The following is a 14,317-nucleotide window of genomic DNA, read 5'->3' on the forward strand; positions in this document are numbered from 1 at the left end:
GGACGCCGCGCGGTCCGGATCGCGCACCCCGCTGTGCCCGGGGTGCCGCCGCCCGCGCGCCCGTCACGCCGCCGCCCTCCCGGCCCCCGCCGAGTGAGGGAGAGCATCAGGTGACCATCGCGCCAACGGAGCCCGCGTCAGACGCCGAGGCCGGACAGCAGCCCACCACCGCCACCGCGCCCGGCGCCGGGGACGGTCCGGGCGCCGCCCTGCTGCGGACGCTGACCGAGCTGACCGCGGACCTGGCCGCCACCGACCCCGGCAAGGTCGCCGCCGCCGCGCTGCGCGGCCGGCACCCCGGTTCCGACGAGGCCGAGCTGCGCGCCCTGGCGACCGAGGCCGCGGCCGGGCTGATCGGCGAGGAGCCGCAGTACTCCCGGCTCGCCGCCCGCCTGCTCACCCGCGCCATCGCCGAGGAGGCGGCCGGCCAGGGCGCCACCGCGTTCTCCGCGTCGGTCGCGGCCGGCCACCGGGAAGGGCTGATCGCCGACGCCACCGCCGCGTTCGTCCGCACCCACGCCGGGCGGCTGGACGCACTGGTCCGCGCGGCGCTGGAGTCCGGCGCCGACGACCGCTTCGGGTACTTCGGACTGCGCACCCTGTATTCCCGCTACCTGCTGCGGCACCCGGTCACCCGCAAGGTCATCGAGACGCCCCAGCACTTCCTGCTGCGAGTGGCCTGCGGCCTGGCGGAGGACGGTTCGCAGCGGGCGCTCGCGGACGTCGCCGAGCTGTACCGGCTGACCAGCACGCTCTCCTACCTGCCGTCCTCCCCCACGCTGTTCAACTCCGGCACCCGGCACCCGCAGATGTCCTCCTGCTACCTGCTGGACTCCCCGCTGGACGAGCTGGACTCGATCTACGAGCGCTACCACCAGGTGGCGCGGCTCTCCAAGCACGCCGGCGGGATCGGCCTGCCGTACTCCCGGGTCCGCGCCCGCGGTTCGCTGATCCGCGGCACCAACGGGCACTCCAACGGCATCGTGCCGTTCCTGCGCACCCTGGACGCCTCGGTGGCGGCCGTCAACCAGGGCGGCCGCCGCAAGGGCGCGGCCTGCGTCTACCTGGAGACCTGGCACGCCGACATCGAGGAATTCCTGGAGCTGCGGGACAACACCGGCGAGGAGGCCCGGCGGACCCACAACCTCAACCTCGCGCACTGGATCCCGGACGAGTTCATGCGCCGGGTGGCGGCCGACGAGGAGTGGTCGCTGTTCTCGCCGGCCGAGGTGCCGGAGCTGGTGGACCTGTGGGGCGCGGAGTTCGACGCGGCGTACCGCGCGGCGGAGGCGGACGGCCGGGCGGCCAAGCGGATCCCGGCCCGGGTCCTGTACTCCCGGATGATGCGGACGCTGGCGCAGACCGGCAACGGCTGGATGACGTTCAAGGACGCCGCCAACCGCACCGCCAACCAGACCGCCGAACCGGGCGCGGTGGTGCACTCCTCCAACCTGTGCACCGAGATCCTGGAGGTCACCAGCGACGGGGAGACCGCCGTCTGCAACCTGGGGTCGGTGAACCTCGCCGCCCACCTGGGCGAGGACGGCCGGATGGACTGGGAGCGGCTGGACGCCACCGTGCGCACCGCCGTGACCTTCCTGGACCGGGTGGTGGACATCAACTTCTACCCGACCGAGCAGGCCGCCGCCTCCAACGCCCGCTGGCGGCCGGTCGGGCTGGGCCTGATGGGCCTCCAGGACGTGTTCTTCCGGCTGCGGCTGCCGTTCGACTCGCCGGCGGCGCGGGAGCTGTCCACCCGCATCTCGGAGCGGATCATGCTCGCCGCGTACGAGGCGTCGGCCGATCTGGCCGAGCGGCACGGCCCGCTCCCGGCGTGGCAGGCGACCCGCACCGCCCGCGGCGTGCTGCACCCGGACCACTACCCGGACGCGGAACCGCGCTGGGCGGACCGCTGGGCGGCGCTGCGCGCCCGGATCGCGAGGACCGGGATGCGCAACGCGCTCCTGCTGGCCATCGCGCCGACCGCGACCATCGCCTCGATCGCCGGGGTCTACGAGTGCATCGAGCCGCAGGTCTCCAACCTCTTCAAGCGCGAGACGCTCTCCGGTGAGTTCCTCCAGGTCAACACCTACCTGGTCGAGGAGCTCAAGGAGCTGGGGCTGTGGGACGCGCGGACCCGGGACGCGCTGCGCGAGGCCAGCGGCTCCGTCCAGGAGCTGGCCTGGATCCCCGAGGAGGTCCGGCACCGCTACCGCACCGCCTGGGAGATCCCCCAGCGCGCCCTGATCGACATGGCCGCGGACCGCACGCCCTACCTGGACCAGAGCCAGTCGCTCAACCTCTTCATGGCGTCGCCGACCATCGGCAAGCTCAGCTCGATGTACGCCTACGCCTGGCAGCGCGGCATCAAGACCACGTACTACCTGCGCTCGCGGCCGGCCACCCGGATCGCCCAGTCGGCGCGCGCCGGCGCCGGCGCCGCCGTGCCCGCGCACCCCGCGCCACCCCCGGTGACCGGCCCCGAGGCCGTCGCCTGCTCCCTGGAGAACCCCGAGTCCTGCGAGGCATGCCAGTAATGACCACCACCCCCAAGAACCTCCTCGACCCGGGCTTCGAGCTGACCCTGCGCCCGATGCGCTACCCGGCCTTCTACGACCGCTACCGGGACGCGATCAAGAACACCTGGACGGTGGAGGAGGTCGACCTGCACTCCGACGTCGCCGACCTCGCCAAGCTCTCCCCCGGTGAGCAGCACCTGATCGGCCGGCTGGTGGCGTTCTTCGCGACCGGCGACTCGATCGTCGCCAACAACCTCGTGCTGACGCTCTACAAGCACATCAACTCCCCCGAGGCGCGGCTCTACCTGAGCCGCCAGCTCTTCGAGGAGGCGGTGCACGTCCAGTTCTACCTGACGCTGCTGGACACCTACCTGCCCGATCCGGAGGACCGCGCCGCCGCCTTCGCCGCGGTGGAGAGCATCCCCTCCATCCGGGAGAAGGCGCAGTTCTGCTTCCGGTGGATGGACCACGTCGAGGAGGTGGAGCGGCTGGAGACCAAGGCCGACCGCCGCCGCTTCCTGCTCAACCTCATCTGCTTCGCCGCCTGCATCGAGGGCCTGTTCTTCTACGGCGCGTTCGCGTACGTCTACTGGTTCCGCTCGCGCGGTCTGCTGCACGGGCTGGCCACCGGCACCAACTGGGTCTTCCGGGACGAGTCGATGCACATGGAGTTCGCGTTCTCCGTGGTGGACACCGTCCGCGAGGAGGAGCCGGACCTCTTCGACGAGGAGCTGGGGCGGCAGGTCACCGAGATGCTCGAGGAGGCGGTGGAGGCCGAGCTCCAGTTCGCCCGGGACCTGTGCGGGGACGGCCTGCCGGGGATGAACACCGCGTCGATGCGCGAGTACCTCCAATGCGTCGCCGACCAGCGGCTGCGCCGCCTGGGCTTCCCGGCCGTCTACGGCTCGGAGAACCCGTTCTCCTTCATGGACCTCCAGGACGTCCAGGAGCTGACCAACTTCTTCGAGCGGCGGGCCTCGGCCTACCAGGTCGCCGTCGAGGGCTCGGTCTCCTTCGACGACGACTTCTGAGAAACCCGCCCGGCCCCGGAACCCGGCCGTCCGCCGATTGTGAGCGTTCGATCAGCGGACGGCCGCACCGGCAACCGGAGCCTGTGCCACCACATCTACCGGAACATGGAGGGCAAAAAAACTCGCCGGTACATCGACTATCCCCGCCTGGGCCGGAAGGGGGTGCGCCGCTGGCTGCCGTCGTGGCGGCTGTGGCTGGGCACGTCCACCTTCGTCCTGGCCTGTCTGGCGGGGCTGTTCGCGTTCGTCTACGCCAAGGTCGACATCCCCGATGAGAACGCACTGGCCGGGAAGGAGGCCAGTGTCTACTACTGGGCGGACGGCAGCCAGATGGTCAGCGTCGGCGCCGTCAACCGGCAGAACGTCGCCCTCGACAGAGTGCCGAAGCACGTCCAGAACGCGGTGATAGCCGCGGAGAACGCCACCTTCTACAGCGATTCCGGGGTCTCCTTCACCGGGATCGCCCGCGCGGTGGTCACCATGCTCTTCGGCGGGGACACCCAGGGCGGTTCGACCATCACCCAGCAGTACGTGAAGAACACCTATCTCTCACCGGACCAGACCGCGACCCGCAAGGTGAAGGAATTCATCATCGCGCTGAAGGTCAACAACCGGAAAACCAAATCGGAGATCCTGCGCGGGTATCTCAACACCAGCTGGTTCGGCCGCGGTTCGAACGGCATACAGGCGGCCGCGCACGCCTATTACGGTATCGACGCCAAGGACCTGAATCCCAGCCAGGGCGCCCTGCTGGCCGCCGTCCTGAAGGGCTCCGAGCAGTACGACCCCGGGCTGAGCCGGGCCAACCACGAGCGTGCGGTGGCCCGTTGGAAGTGGATCCTCGACCGGCTGGTCGCCACCGGCGCGATGGACGCCGACGAGCGGGCCCGGTACCAGGAATTCCCCGAGCCGCGCCCGGTCACCAAACCCACCAGCCAGGCCGGCCAGATCGGTTATCTCGTCGATATCGCCAACAAGTTCGTCAAGAGCGCCACCGGGCTGACCGACAAGGACCTGGCCCGCGGCGGCTACCGCATCCACACCACCTTCGACAAACAGCGCACCCGCCGGCTGGAAAAGGCGGTGCAGGACGTCCGGGCGAAGCGCCTCGATCCGGAAAAGCGCGCCGAGGACACGTTCGTGGAATTCGGGGCGGCCTCCGTGCGGCCCGCCGACGGCGCGATCGTCGCGCTCTACGGCGGCACGGACGCCACCCGGCACTTCAGCAACAACGCGGACACCACGGCGGTCCCGGCCGGCTCCGCCTTCAAACCGTTCGTACTGGCCGCCGCCCTCCAGGAGGAGGCCGAGCGGTACGGGGACCGGGCCCGCCCGGTCGGCTCCCCCAGCCGGGCGGACGAGCTGCGCGGCGCCCTGATGCAGGGCCGCAGCGGCCCGTTCGTCCAGGCCGGGAAACAGCTCGGGCTGGAGCGCATCCGGGACCTGGTGCTCGCGGCCGGGCTGCGCAAGGAGAGCCTGGCCCAGCTGGAGCAGACCTTCCCGCTGGGCACCTCGGCGCCCAGCGCGGTCCGGCTGGCCAGCGCGTACACCACCTTCGCCAACGGCGGGCGGCACGCCGAGCCGTACGCGGTGGCGCGGATGACCTACCGGGGGAAGCCGGTGGCGGGCTTCGACCGGGCCGAACCGCAGCAGGTGGTCGGCCCGGCGGTGGCGCAGCAGGTGACGGCCACGCTGGAGGGGGTGGGCTGGCGCATCCTGGGCTCCCCGGACGCCAAGCCGGCGCAGCAGCCGCCGGCCGCCGGGTCCACCGAGTCCGGGGACCGGCTGAAGTCGGCGTGGTTCGTGGCCACCCCGCCGCCGTCCGGCAGCGGGGAGGGCACGGAGCCCACCACCGCCGTCACCCTCTTCCGGAACAAGCCGGGGGCGCCCCAGCTGCTGCCCCTGAACGGCGTCGGCGGCCCCGGCACCGGGCTGGGCACCGCGCTCCCGCCCCAGGTCTGGGCCGCCGCGCAGAACGCCGCGTAGGCCCCGCGCGGGGCCCCGCTCAGTCGTTGGGGACGACGGGGTAGCGGGGCTCCCGCTCGGCCATCTGCCGCAGCACGTCCTTGCGCTCCCGCTTGGAGAGCCGGTCGATGTAGAGGTAGCCGTAGAGGTGGTCGGTCTCGTGCTGGAGGCAGCGCGCGAAGTAGCCGGTGCCCTGGACCACGATCGGCTCGCCCTTGGCGTTCTGCCCGCGGACCACGGCGTAGTCGGGGCGGGGCATCGGGGCATAGGCGCCGGGGACGGACAGGCAGCCCTCGTTGGAGTCGTCCAGCACCCGCCGCTCGGCCGGCAGCTCGTCCAGGACGGGGTTGCAGACGTGGCCGACGTGGCGCACGCCCTCGTCGTCCAGGCAGTCGTAGACGAAGACCTTGAGGTCCACGCCGATCTGGTTGGCGGCCAGGCCGACGCCCTCGGCGGTGCGCTGGCTGGCGAACATGTCGTCGATCAGCCGCGCCAGCTCGTCGTCGAACGCGGTGACGTCCTTGCACTCCTTGTGGAGGACGGGGTTGCCGACCACGGTGATCGGGCGGGAGGTGCCGCGCTCCCGGTGGGCCGCCTCGCGCTCCTTCGCGTCCGTGACGTCGTCGAGGAACTCGACACTCACCTGCTGGTCACTGTCCTGCTGGGCCATCTCCGCCGCACGCCTTCCTGCAAAACCCTGGGGTAACGCCTTACAGCCTACGGGGACGCGGCCGGCCGCTCAGCAGACCTCTTCCAGATCACGCCATTCCCGGGTGTCCGGGCTGTCCGCGACCCAGCCGTCCAGCAGGCCGCGCACCAGGGCCGCGGGCGCCGCGATACCGCACTCGCGCTCGGGCACCCACAGCGAGCCGGAGCCGGCGGTGCGGTGGCCCAGCGGCCCGGGGTGGCCGGGCTCGCTGTGGTCGTGCGGGTCCAGGTGCTCGCCGTCGCCCTCGTCGCTGGGCATCCGGCTCTCCGAGCACGTGCGGCACAGCAGCCGCACCGACGAGGACCAGTCCTCGGCGGCGAAGCCGGCGTCGGCGGCCAGCTGCTCCAGGGCGTCCCGGTCGGCCTCGGTGGCGGCCTCCAGCAGCACCACCCAGGTGGGCACCGGGGACGGCGCCCACAGCTCGATCTCGTCGAAGACCGGGAAGGCGCGGGTCTCCCCGCCGGCGCCGGTCGTGGTCCGCTCGCCGTGCGGGACGCCGTCGTGCAGCACCACCTCGCCCCAGCGCCGCCCGGAGGACGGCAGCGGGATGGAGAGCACCTCGATCCGGGCCGGGTCCAGCCGGCGGCCCCAGACCACCTCGGCCTCGCCCTCGGGCGAGAGCCGGACCGCGGCGCTGCCCAGCGCCATGCCCACCGGCTCACCGGTCGGCGAGCCCTCGCCGGGCACCTTCAGGCCGTACGCCTGCCAGGCCCGGCGGGCCAGCGGCCAGTCCTGGAGGGCGGTGGCGGCGATGCCCACGTTCCACCAGTCGGGCGCTCCGGTCTCGCGGTCCAGCAGCGCCACCGCGCGCAGCCCGGCGGCCCTGGCCTGCTCCCAGTCGTGCCGGAACTTGTGCAGCAGCGCGAGGTTGAACCAGGACTCCGACAGCCACGGCTCCATGTCCGCCGCGCGGGTCAGCAGCGCCCCCGCGTCGTCGTAACGGCCGTCACCGATCAGCGTGAAAGCGCGGTCGGTCGTCTGCCGCCACGAGGCGGAGGGCCGGTGCCGTACCTTGCCGAAGATCCTCACGATTCCCGCCTGCTGGTTGCTCTTGTGCCGCTCCGGAGAGTCCCGGGCGGCGCCCGGGGCCTTCTGGGGGCCCACTCGACAACCTGCCACAGATTGCCGTCGGGCTCAGCCCGGTGTGCTGCGCCCCTGTTGCGGCTCTTGCCCTGCGCCGACCCCCTGAACCCCCTGCGGGGGCCTTCCTTCGCATCCAACCATGCCCATCTCGCGGGCCGCTCATTACCCATGGGTTCCCGCTCGGTGGACGGGCCGGGAACACGGGGCGGCGGGGGTGTGCGGGGGCCGCCGCGGGGCTTGCGGGCCGCTTCCGCGCCCCGGCGCGCACCCGGGCGGTTCAGGCCGCCGGGCCGCCGCGCGCCAGGACCCGGCCGAGGGCCTCGACGACCCGCGGCTCGTGGTCCCGGGCGGTGGCCAGCCGCAGCGCCTCCAGGGCCGCCGGCCCGCCCCCGGGCCCGCCGCCCGCCACCAGGTCGTCGTAGGCGTCGACGGTGCGCACGATACGGGCGGTGACCGGCTGCTCCCGGTACGGGTCGGCCTGCCGCTCGACGATCACCGCGACCTCCGGCGGGGCGCCGGTCCGGCGGGCCACGGCGGCGCCGAGCTGCGCGATGCGGCGCCGTTCGGCGGGCGGCAGCGGGGCCGGGGCGCCGCCGGGCGCCGGGTCCGGGAGCGCGAGCCGGCCGATGTCGTGCAGCAGCGCGGCGTGCTCCAGGCTCTCCAACGCGGGCCCGGCGAGCCCCAGTTCGCGGCCCACCGCGCGGCTGAGCGCGGCCACCCGGCGGGCGTGGCCGGGCGGCGCGCAGCCGGCGATCTCGGTGGCCCGGGCCAGGGCGGCGATGGTCTGCCGGCAGGTGGCGCGGGCCGCCGCGTACCGGCGGACGGCGTACTGGGCGAGCAGCAGCGGCAGACCGGCCACCGGCAGCGCCCACAGTCCACCGGCCGCGACGGCCAGTGCGAGCACCACCCCGGCGGCGCCCACCGCCGTCCCGATGCCCGGCAGCGCCCGCACCTCCTCGCGCAGCAGCGCCCCGTACGGCCGGCCGGTCCGGGCCCCGGCCAGCGCGGCCGCCAGCACCGCGTCGCAGAGCGCGGTGAGCACCGGCAGCGGCACCAGCAGCAGCGGGCACACCGGCCCGGCCGCGCCCCAGGCGCACAACCCGTCCGGGCCGGCCAGGGGTTGGCAGCAGGCGGCGGCGAAGCCGGCGGTCAGCACCCGGCGGGCCAGCGGGTCCAGCACCGGGCCGCCGCCGCGCGCCAGGTACGGGACGAGCCCGGCCAGCGACCCGGCCACCACGACCGCGACGGTCTGCGCCACCCCGTGGCCGGCCCCGCCGCCGCCCGCCGCGCCGAGCAGCGCGTAGCCGAGCGCCCCGGCGGCGGCGAGCGGGGCGCCCGGCCGGCCGCCGGGGTCCCGTACCGCCCCGCCGGCCGCGATCAGCGCCCCGAAGGCCAGCGCGGCCCGGGGGTCGGCGACGCCGTGCCAGAGGGTGTGGCCCAGGCCCCAGCAGGCCAGCAGAGCGGCCGGGCCGTGGACGCCGAGGGCGGCGCGGCGGGTCACCGGGCGGCGCCCCGGTCCGCGCCGGGCCGGCGGGACCGGACTGGAGGGACGTTTCCGCGCCCGGCCGGGACGGCCTCCGGCGCCCGCTCACCGCCCGCGGCCGCCGGGTCCACCGGGTCCGCCGGGTCCGCCGGGTCCGTCGGCCAGCCGTACTTGTCCAGCGCGGCGGCCAGCGCCCGGACCATCCGGGGGTCGAACTGGGTCCCGGCGCACCGGTGCAGTTCGGCGACGGCGGCGGGCACCGGGCGGGCCCGGCGGTAGGAGCGGGTGGAGGTCATCGCGTCGAAGGCGTCGGCGACCGCCACCACCCGGGCGCACTCCGGAATCTGATGCCCCATCAGGCCGTGCGGGTAGCCGCTGCCGTCCACCCGCTCGTGGTGGTGCAGCACCGCCGCCCGGGCCTCCCCCAGGAAGCCGAGGCCGCGCACGATCTCGTGCCCGTACTCGGGGTGCAGCTCGATGACCCGGCGCTCCTCCGGGGTCAGCGGGCCGTCCTTGCACAGCACCCCGGTGGGCACGCCGAGCTTGCCGACGTCGTGCAGGGTCCCGGCGAACCGCAGCACCTCCAGCCGGTCCCCGTCCAGGCCCAGCTCCCGGGCGATCAGCACCGAGGCCCGGCCGACCCGCTCGCTGTGCCCGCGGGTGTAGCGGTCCTTGAGGCCGACGGCCTGCACCAGGGCGCCCAGCGCGGCCTGGTGGGCGGCGCGCTCCCGGTGGCACTGCGCCAGCGCCCAGCAGGACAGGTGCACCGGCAGCAGCACCAGCAGCGCCGCGGGCGGCCCGTACGGGCTGCGCCAGAGCACCGCCATCAGGAGCCCGGTCGGCCCGTGGACGAGGTACGGGCCGAGCGCCCGAGCCGCGGCGGTGCGCCAGGCGGTGCGCGGCGGGCGCCGCTCGGCCAGGACCAGGATGCCGCCGCCGAGCGCGCCCAGCACCGCACCGCAGGCCCCGGCGGCGGCCAGGGCGGGCGGCAGCAGCCCAGGTAGGGCGGCGGAGTCGGCGGGCGGGGCCAGGGCCCGGAAGACCTGGGCGGCCGTCCAGGTGGCGAGGGCGAGTTCGGCGGCGCGCCAGAGGCGGCGGGCGGCGGGCCAGGGGCGCGCGGCCGGCGCGAGCACGGCGCCGGGGACGGCGGTCAGCGCGGCCAGCGGCGGGGGCAGCAGGAGGGCGGCGGCGAGCAGGACGGGGGCGGCCCAGCCCTGGGGGAAGCCGTCGGGCCCGGGACCGGGGTCCTGGGCGGTGCCGTGGCCGGCGCTGTCGGCGGTGCCGGTGCCGGTTTCGGGGAGCGGGGCGGCGTCGGGGCCGGGCCGGGCCGGGACACCGCTCGGCGGGCGGGGGATCCGCGCACACAGGGCGTACACGGCGCCCAGCGCCAGGGCGCCGGCCCAGGGGGCGGCGGCGCCGAGCCGTACCGCGGGGGCCGCGCACAGCCCCGCTGCCAGGGCGGCGCCGCCGATGTACAGCCGTGCGGCCGCCGGAAGTTCCCGCATCGCGCCCTCCTCGCCCCTGCCCGACGCACCCGCGCGGCGGCGGGTGGCCGCGCCCCGCGGGGATCCGGCGAGAATAGAGGCGGCGGGGCGCCCGAGGGGGCGCATCCGCGGATCGAGCAGGGCGGATCGCCCCGCCCGTCACCCCGGAGGGGGATGCGGACGCGCAGACGTTCGAGCGGTGGTGCGGGGGGGGGTGGCGCGCGGGCCGCTACTCGGCGGGCGCGGTGCTGCCGGCCGGGCCGGGCTCGGGGGCCGGCACGGCACCGCCCCGGGCCTCCGCGACCCGCTGCCGCTGGGCCTGCTCGTGCCGGGCCTGGTCCAGGACGCTCACCTCGGGCACGGTCTCCCCGGCCCGGATCAGCTCGATCCGGCCCATGACCTTGGACCGCAGGTCGGCCGGGACGTCGTCATGGCCGCAGCAGCGCTTGACGAGCTTCTTGACGGCCTGCTCCAGGCCGTACTTCTCCAGGCACGGCGAGCACTCGTCGAGATGGACCTGGAATTCGGCGCACTCCCCCGCCGGCATCTCCCGGTCGAGGTATTCGTAAAGGTGGTCAAGGACCTCTGAGCAGTCCTTCTCGTGCGGCTCTCCGCAGCTCATGATCCCGAGCCTTTCCGGTCGTGCGGCTCCGGCGTCCGCGCGGACTGCCCCTCGGCAGCCGCCCCCGCCGGGACCAGCCCGCGCTCACGGGCGTAATCCTCCAGCATGCCGCGCAGTTGGCGCCGGCCGCGGTGGAGACGGGACATCACCGTGCCGATGGGTGTCCCCATGATGTCCGCGATCTCCTTGTACGCAAAGCCCTCGACGTCCGCGAGATAGACGGCGATCCGGAATTCCTCGGGGATCGCCTGGAGCGCGGCCTTCACGTCCGAGTCCGGGAGGTGGTCCAGCGCCTGCGACTCGGCGGAGCGCAGACCCGTCGACATGTGGGACTCGGCGCGGGCGAGCTGCCAGTCCTCGATCTCGTCGGCGGCGCTGCGCTGCGGCTCCCGCTGCTTCTTACGGTAGGAGTTGATGAAGGTGTTGGTGAGGATGCGGTACAGCCACGCCTTGAGGTTGGTGCCCTCCCGGAACTGGTGGAAGGACGCGTACGCCTTGGCGTAGGTCTCCTGCACCAGGTCCTCCGCGTCGGCCGGATTGCGCGTCATGCGCAGAGCGGCGGAGTACATCTGGTCGAGGAAACCGAGGGCGTCCCGCTCGAAGCGCGCATTGCGCTCGGCGCCGCTCTCCGTCCGGCCCGCGGACTCCTCCGCGGCCGGGCCGTCGGTCCCTGCGTCGGTTCCGGTGACCGGACCCACCTCCTCCAACACCGTGGCGGATCCCGCTGCTGCGTGCGCCGCGGGTCCTCTCGATTCGGAGAATAGACGACGATCCGGTGCCACCGCCGCTCCGGCGAGAGCGGGCTGCGCCGCCTGCACCTGCGGCCACTGCAGGTCGGCGGCCGGTCGGGCCGGGCAAGCGATTCCCATGCGGCGGTCTCCCATTCCTCGTGCGCGCTTCGAGGCAACTCCACTGCCTACGCCTGCCACAACAGCGCCGCCCGCACGATCATTCCCCGCCCGGCCGCAAGATTTCTCCGCGCCTTCCCCGCGCCGCCCGCTGCCCCGCACCGGCCCGCCGGCCCCGCTGGGCGGCGTCCCGTCCGCGCGCCCCGCCCGTGCGCCCGGTCAGCCGGACACCCCGTCCAGCCCGTCCAGCCACGCCAGCACCGCGCCGGTGAGCTGCGCCATCGACTCCGCCTCACCCACCCCGGCCGACTTCGGCACCGCGAACCCGTGGTCGCCGTGCGCCACCTCGGTGAGCTCGGTGCCCTCCGGGAACTCCGCGGGCCGCCCGAACGGGTCCCGTCCGCCCTGCACCACCAGCACCGGCACCCCGGCACCGGCCAGTTCCCCGGCCCGGGACTTCTCCGGCTTCCCCGGCGGGTGCAGCGGGAAGCTCAGCGCCAGGACGGCGCGGGCGCCCAGCTCGCGCGCCGTACGGCAGGCCACCCGGGCGCCGGCGCTGCGGCCGCCCGCGACCACCGGCAGTCCGGGCCGGGCGAGCGCCGGCCACAGCGCCGTCCACCCGGCGTCCAGGGTCTTCGGCGCGGGCGCCACCTTCTTGCCCGCCACCCGCCACGGCTGCTCGACCAGTGCGACGGTGTAGCCGCGGGGCGGCAGCGCGGCCGCCAGCGCCTGGAGGTCGCGGGCCTCGATGCCGCCGCCGGCGCCGTGGCCGACCGCGACCACCGCCCGGGCCGGCCCGGCGCCGCGGTACCAGGAGATCCGGGCGTCGCCCGCCGGGGTCGCGACCGTCTCGCTCTCGTTCGCCCTCGTGCTCATGGGGCCATCCTGCCCGCGGTGCCCCGCACAGGTCACGGGCGGCCCGCCCGGCCGCTCAGAACAGCGTGCCGGCCTCGGGCGCGGCCAGCTCGGTGACCAGCTCGGGACCGTTGTTGCGGACGTTGCTGACGTCGGTGGGGACCGGGTAGGCGCGCATCGTCCCGGGCGGCGGCGGGGCGAGCAGCCCCCGCAGGTCGTCGGGGTCGGTGCGGGCCGGGTCGAGCCAGGCGTCCCAGCGGTCCGGGGGCAGCACCAGCGGCATCCGCGGGTGGATCTCGGCGAGCGACCGCGGGCCCTCGCCGCCGTCCGCCCCGGCCAGCGGGGTGGTCTCGGCCTCGGTGGTGACGACCGTGCACGTCACCCACCAGGCCAGCGGGTGGTCGGCGGGCAGCGTGCGGTCCCGCCAGAACTCGTAGAGCCCGGCCATCGCCATCACCGAACCGTCCGCGGGCGTCACGAAGTACGGCTGCTTGCGGGGCCGCTTCCGCTTCCCCTGCTCCTCCAGCTGCCGCTCGGCGGCGCCGGTGACCCACTCGAAGTAGCCGTCACCGGGGAGCAGGCAGCGGCGGGCGGCGAACGCCTGCCGGAACGAGGGCTTCTCGTGCACCGTCTCGGCCCGGGCGTTGATCATCCGCGCGGCGCCCTCGGGTGATTTCGCCCACGACGGGACCAGGCCCCACTTGAGCGTCCGCAGCTGGCGCACCGGTCCCGGCGGGAAGGCGGCGGCCGCCTCGCCCTTGAGGGGACGTTCCAGTACCGCGTGCACGTTGTCCGTCGGGGCGATGTTCCAGCTGGGCGCCAGGGTCTCCGTCGGCTCCCACTGCTGGACGCCGAAGATCCCCACCAGGTCCTCGGGCTTCCGGCTCGCTGCATACCTACCGCACATACATGCCACACTGCCATGCCACACGAAGGGGAGACATGGACACCCACCACCTCACCGACGTCTGGGACCGGGTCTTCTCGGCCCAGCCCGGACCGGCGCTCTGGCTGGTGATCGGCACCGGCGTGCTGGCCCTGGGCGCCGTCGTCCCGCGCACCGCCTGGCGGCTGTCCCGGAACGCGGTCACCATCGCGCACGAGGGCGGCCACGGGCTGCTGGCCCTGCTCACCGGCCGCCGCCTGGACGGCATCCGGCTGCACTCGGACACCTCGGGCCTGACCGTTTCGCGCGGCAAACCGCACGGTATCGGGATGATCCTGACCGCCGCGGCCGGCTACCTCGCCCCGTCCCTGCTGGGCCTGGCGGGCGCCGCCCTGCTGGCCGCCGGGCACATCACGGCGCTGCTGTGGGGGGCCACCGCGCTGCTGCTGGCGATGCTGGTGATGATCCGCAACGCCTACGGAGTGCTCACCGTGGTGCTGGCGGGCGGCACCTTCCTGCTGGTGTCCTGGCTGACGGAGCCCTCGGTGCAGGCCGTCTTCGCGTACGCGGTGGTGTGGTTCCTGCTGCTGGGCGGGGTGCGGCCGCCGTTCGAGCTGCACGGGAAGCGGCGGCGCGGCGGCGCGGTCGACTCGGACCCGGACCAGCTGGCCCGCCTCACCCACGTCCCGGCCGCCGTCTGGCTCGGCTTCTTCCACGTGGTGACGGTGTGCTCCCTGATGGGCGGCGGGCGCTGGCTGCTGGGCATATGAGGAGCGCCCCCGGCGCCCCGGCGGGCCGCGGCGGGGACCCGCGCCGGCCGCGTCCGGTAACC

General features: G+C 74.8%; 12 protein-coding genes. 4 read left to right on the forward strand and 8 right to left on the reverse strand.

The genetic code is table 11. The features are described from left to right. Window positions 1-110 precede the first annotated feature (110 nt). From MUU72_RS13170 to MUU72_RS13180, 3 genes are all read left to right on the forward strand, one after another. Window positions 111-2,537 carry a ribonucleoside-diphosphate reductase subunit alpha gene (locus MUU72_RS13170; protein ID WP_248013391.1) on the forward strand — a complete coding sequence of 809 codons (2,427 nt, stop codon included), beginning with the start codon at window positions 111-113 and terminating at the stop codon, window positions 2,535-2,537. Continuing rightward, window positions 2,528-3,550 carry a ribonucleotide-diphosphate reductase subunit beta gene (locus MUU72_RS13175; protein WP_248013392.1) on the forward strand — a complete coding sequence of 341 codons (1,023 nt, stop codon included), beginning with the start codon at window positions 2,528-2,530 and terminating at the stop codon, window positions 3,548-3,550. Before MUU72_RS13170 ends, MUU72_RS13175 begins: the two co-directional genes overlap by 10 nt. A gap of 105 nt (window positions 3,551-3,655) precedes the next feature. Next, window positions 3,656-5,536, forward strand: coding sequence for a transglycosylase domain-containing protein (locus MUU72_RS13180; protein WP_248013478.1), 1,881 nt, complete (start codon window positions 3,656-3,658; stop codon window positions 5,534-5,536). 19 nt (window positions 5,537-5,555) lie between these two features. Here MUU72_RS13180 and def read toward each other — a convergent pair whose 3' ends face one another. The 8 genes from def to MUU72_RS13220 form a co-directional block, all read right to left on the reverse strand. Next, on the reverse strand, window positions 5,556-6,185 hold the full coding sequence (gene def / locus MUU72_RS13185) for a peptide deformylase (protein ID WP_248013393.1): 630 nt from the start codon (window positions 6,183-6,185) through the stop codon (window positions 5,556-5,558). Window positions 6,186-6,254: 69 nt separating this feature from the next. Next, window positions 6,255-7,253 carry a tetratricopeptide repeat protein gene (locus MUU72_RS13190; protein WP_248013479.1) on the reverse strand — a complete coding sequence of 333 codons (999 nt, stop codon included), beginning with the start codon at window positions 7,251-7,253 and terminating at the stop codon, window positions 6,255-6,257. 331 nt (window positions 7,254-7,584) lie between these two features. Further along, window positions 7,585-8,808 (reverse strand): HD domain-containing protein, encoded by a 1,224-nt coding sequence (locus MUU72_RS13195; RefSeq protein WP_248013394.1) that lies wholly within the window; start codon window positions 8,806-8,808, stop codon window positions 7,585-7,587. Continuing rightward, window positions 8,805-10,295, reverse strand: a complete 1,491-nt coding sequence (locus MUU72_RS13200) for an HD-GYP domain-containing protein (protein ID WP_248013395.1) — start codon at window positions 10,293-10,295, stop codon at window positions 8,805-8,807. Before MUU72_RS13200 ends, MUU72_RS13195 begins: the two co-directional genes overlap by 4 nt. Window positions 10,296-10,503: 208 nt before the next feature. Further along, window positions 10,504-10,896, reverse strand: coding sequence for a mycothiol system anti-sigma-R factor (gene rsrA, locus MUU72_RS13205; RefSeq protein ID WP_248013396.1), 393 nt, complete (start codon window positions 10,894-10,896; stop codon window positions 10,504-10,506). Next, complete coding sequence (locus MUU72_RS13210; RefSeq protein ID WP_248013480.1) at window positions 10,893-11,594, reverse strand: sigma-70 family RNA polymerase sigma factor; 702 nt, start codon at window positions 11,592-11,594, stop codon at window positions 10,893-10,895. Before MUU72_RS13210 ends, rsrA begins: the two co-directional genes overlap by 4 nt. Before the next feature lie 369 nt (window positions 11,595-11,963). Then, on the reverse strand, window positions 11,964-12,620 hold the full coding sequence (locus tag MUU72_RS13215) for an alpha/beta hydrolase family protein (RefSeq protein ID WP_248013397.1): 657 nt from the start codon (window positions 12,618-12,620) through the stop codon (window positions 11,964-11,966). Window positions 12,621-12,675: 55 nt separating this feature from the next. Further along, window positions 12,676-13,506 carry an SOS response-associated peptidase gene (locus MUU72_RS13220; protein ID WP_248013398.1) on the reverse strand — a complete coding sequence of 277 codons (831 nt, stop codon included), beginning with the start codon at window positions 13,504-13,506 and terminating at the stop codon, window positions 12,676-12,678. Window positions 13,507-13,541: 35 nt separating this feature from the next. On the opposite strand from MUU72_RS13220, the gene MUU72_RS13225 reads away from it, so the two are divergent. Further along, complete coding sequence (locus tag MUU72_RS13225) at window positions 13,542-14,255, forward strand: M50 family metallopeptidase (RefSeq protein WP_248013399.1); 714 nt, start codon at window positions 13,542-13,544, stop codon at window positions 14,253-14,255. The last annotated feature ends 62 nt before the right edge of the window (window positions 14,256-14,317 follow it).

The organism is Streptomyces rhizoryzae, from assembly GCF_023155275.1.
GTDB classification, from domain to species: Bacteria; Actinomycetota; Actinomycetes; order Streptomycetales; family Streptomycetaceae; genus Streptomyces; species Streptomyces rhizoryzae.

Coding starts and splice junctions, on each gene's coding strand:
- MUU72_RS13175 (WP_248013392.1), top strand. CDS start 2,528: ATGCCAGTAATGACCACCACCCCCAAGAACCTCCTCGACCCGGGCTTC.
- MUU72_RS13225 (WP_248013399.1), top strand. CDS start 13,542: ATGGACACCCACCACCTCACCGACGTCTGGGACCGGGTCTTCTCGGCC.
- MUU72_RS13220 (WP_248013398.1), bottom strand. CDS start 13,506: ATGTGCGGTAGGTATGCAGCGAGCCGGAAGCCCGAGGACCTGGTGGGG.
- def (WP_248013393.1), bottom strand. CDS start 6,185: ATGGCCCAGCAGGACAGTGACCAGCAGGTGAGTGTCGAGTTCCTCGAC.
- rsrA (WP_248013396.1), bottom strand. CDS start 10,896: ATGAGCTGCGGAGAGCCGCACGAGAAGGACTGCTCAGAGGTCCTTGAC.
- MUU72_RS13180 (WP_248013478.1), top strand. CDS start 3,656: ATGGAGGGCAAAAAAACTCGCCGGTACATCGACTATCCCCGCCTGGGC.
- MUU72_RS13200 (WP_248013395.1), bottom strand. CDS start 10,295: ATGCGGGAACTTCCGGCGGCCGCACGGCTGTACATCGGCGGCGCCGCC.
- MUU72_RS13215 (WP_248013397.1), bottom strand. CDS start 12,620: ATGAGCACGAGGGCGAACGAGAGCGAGACGGTCGCGACCCCGGCGGGC.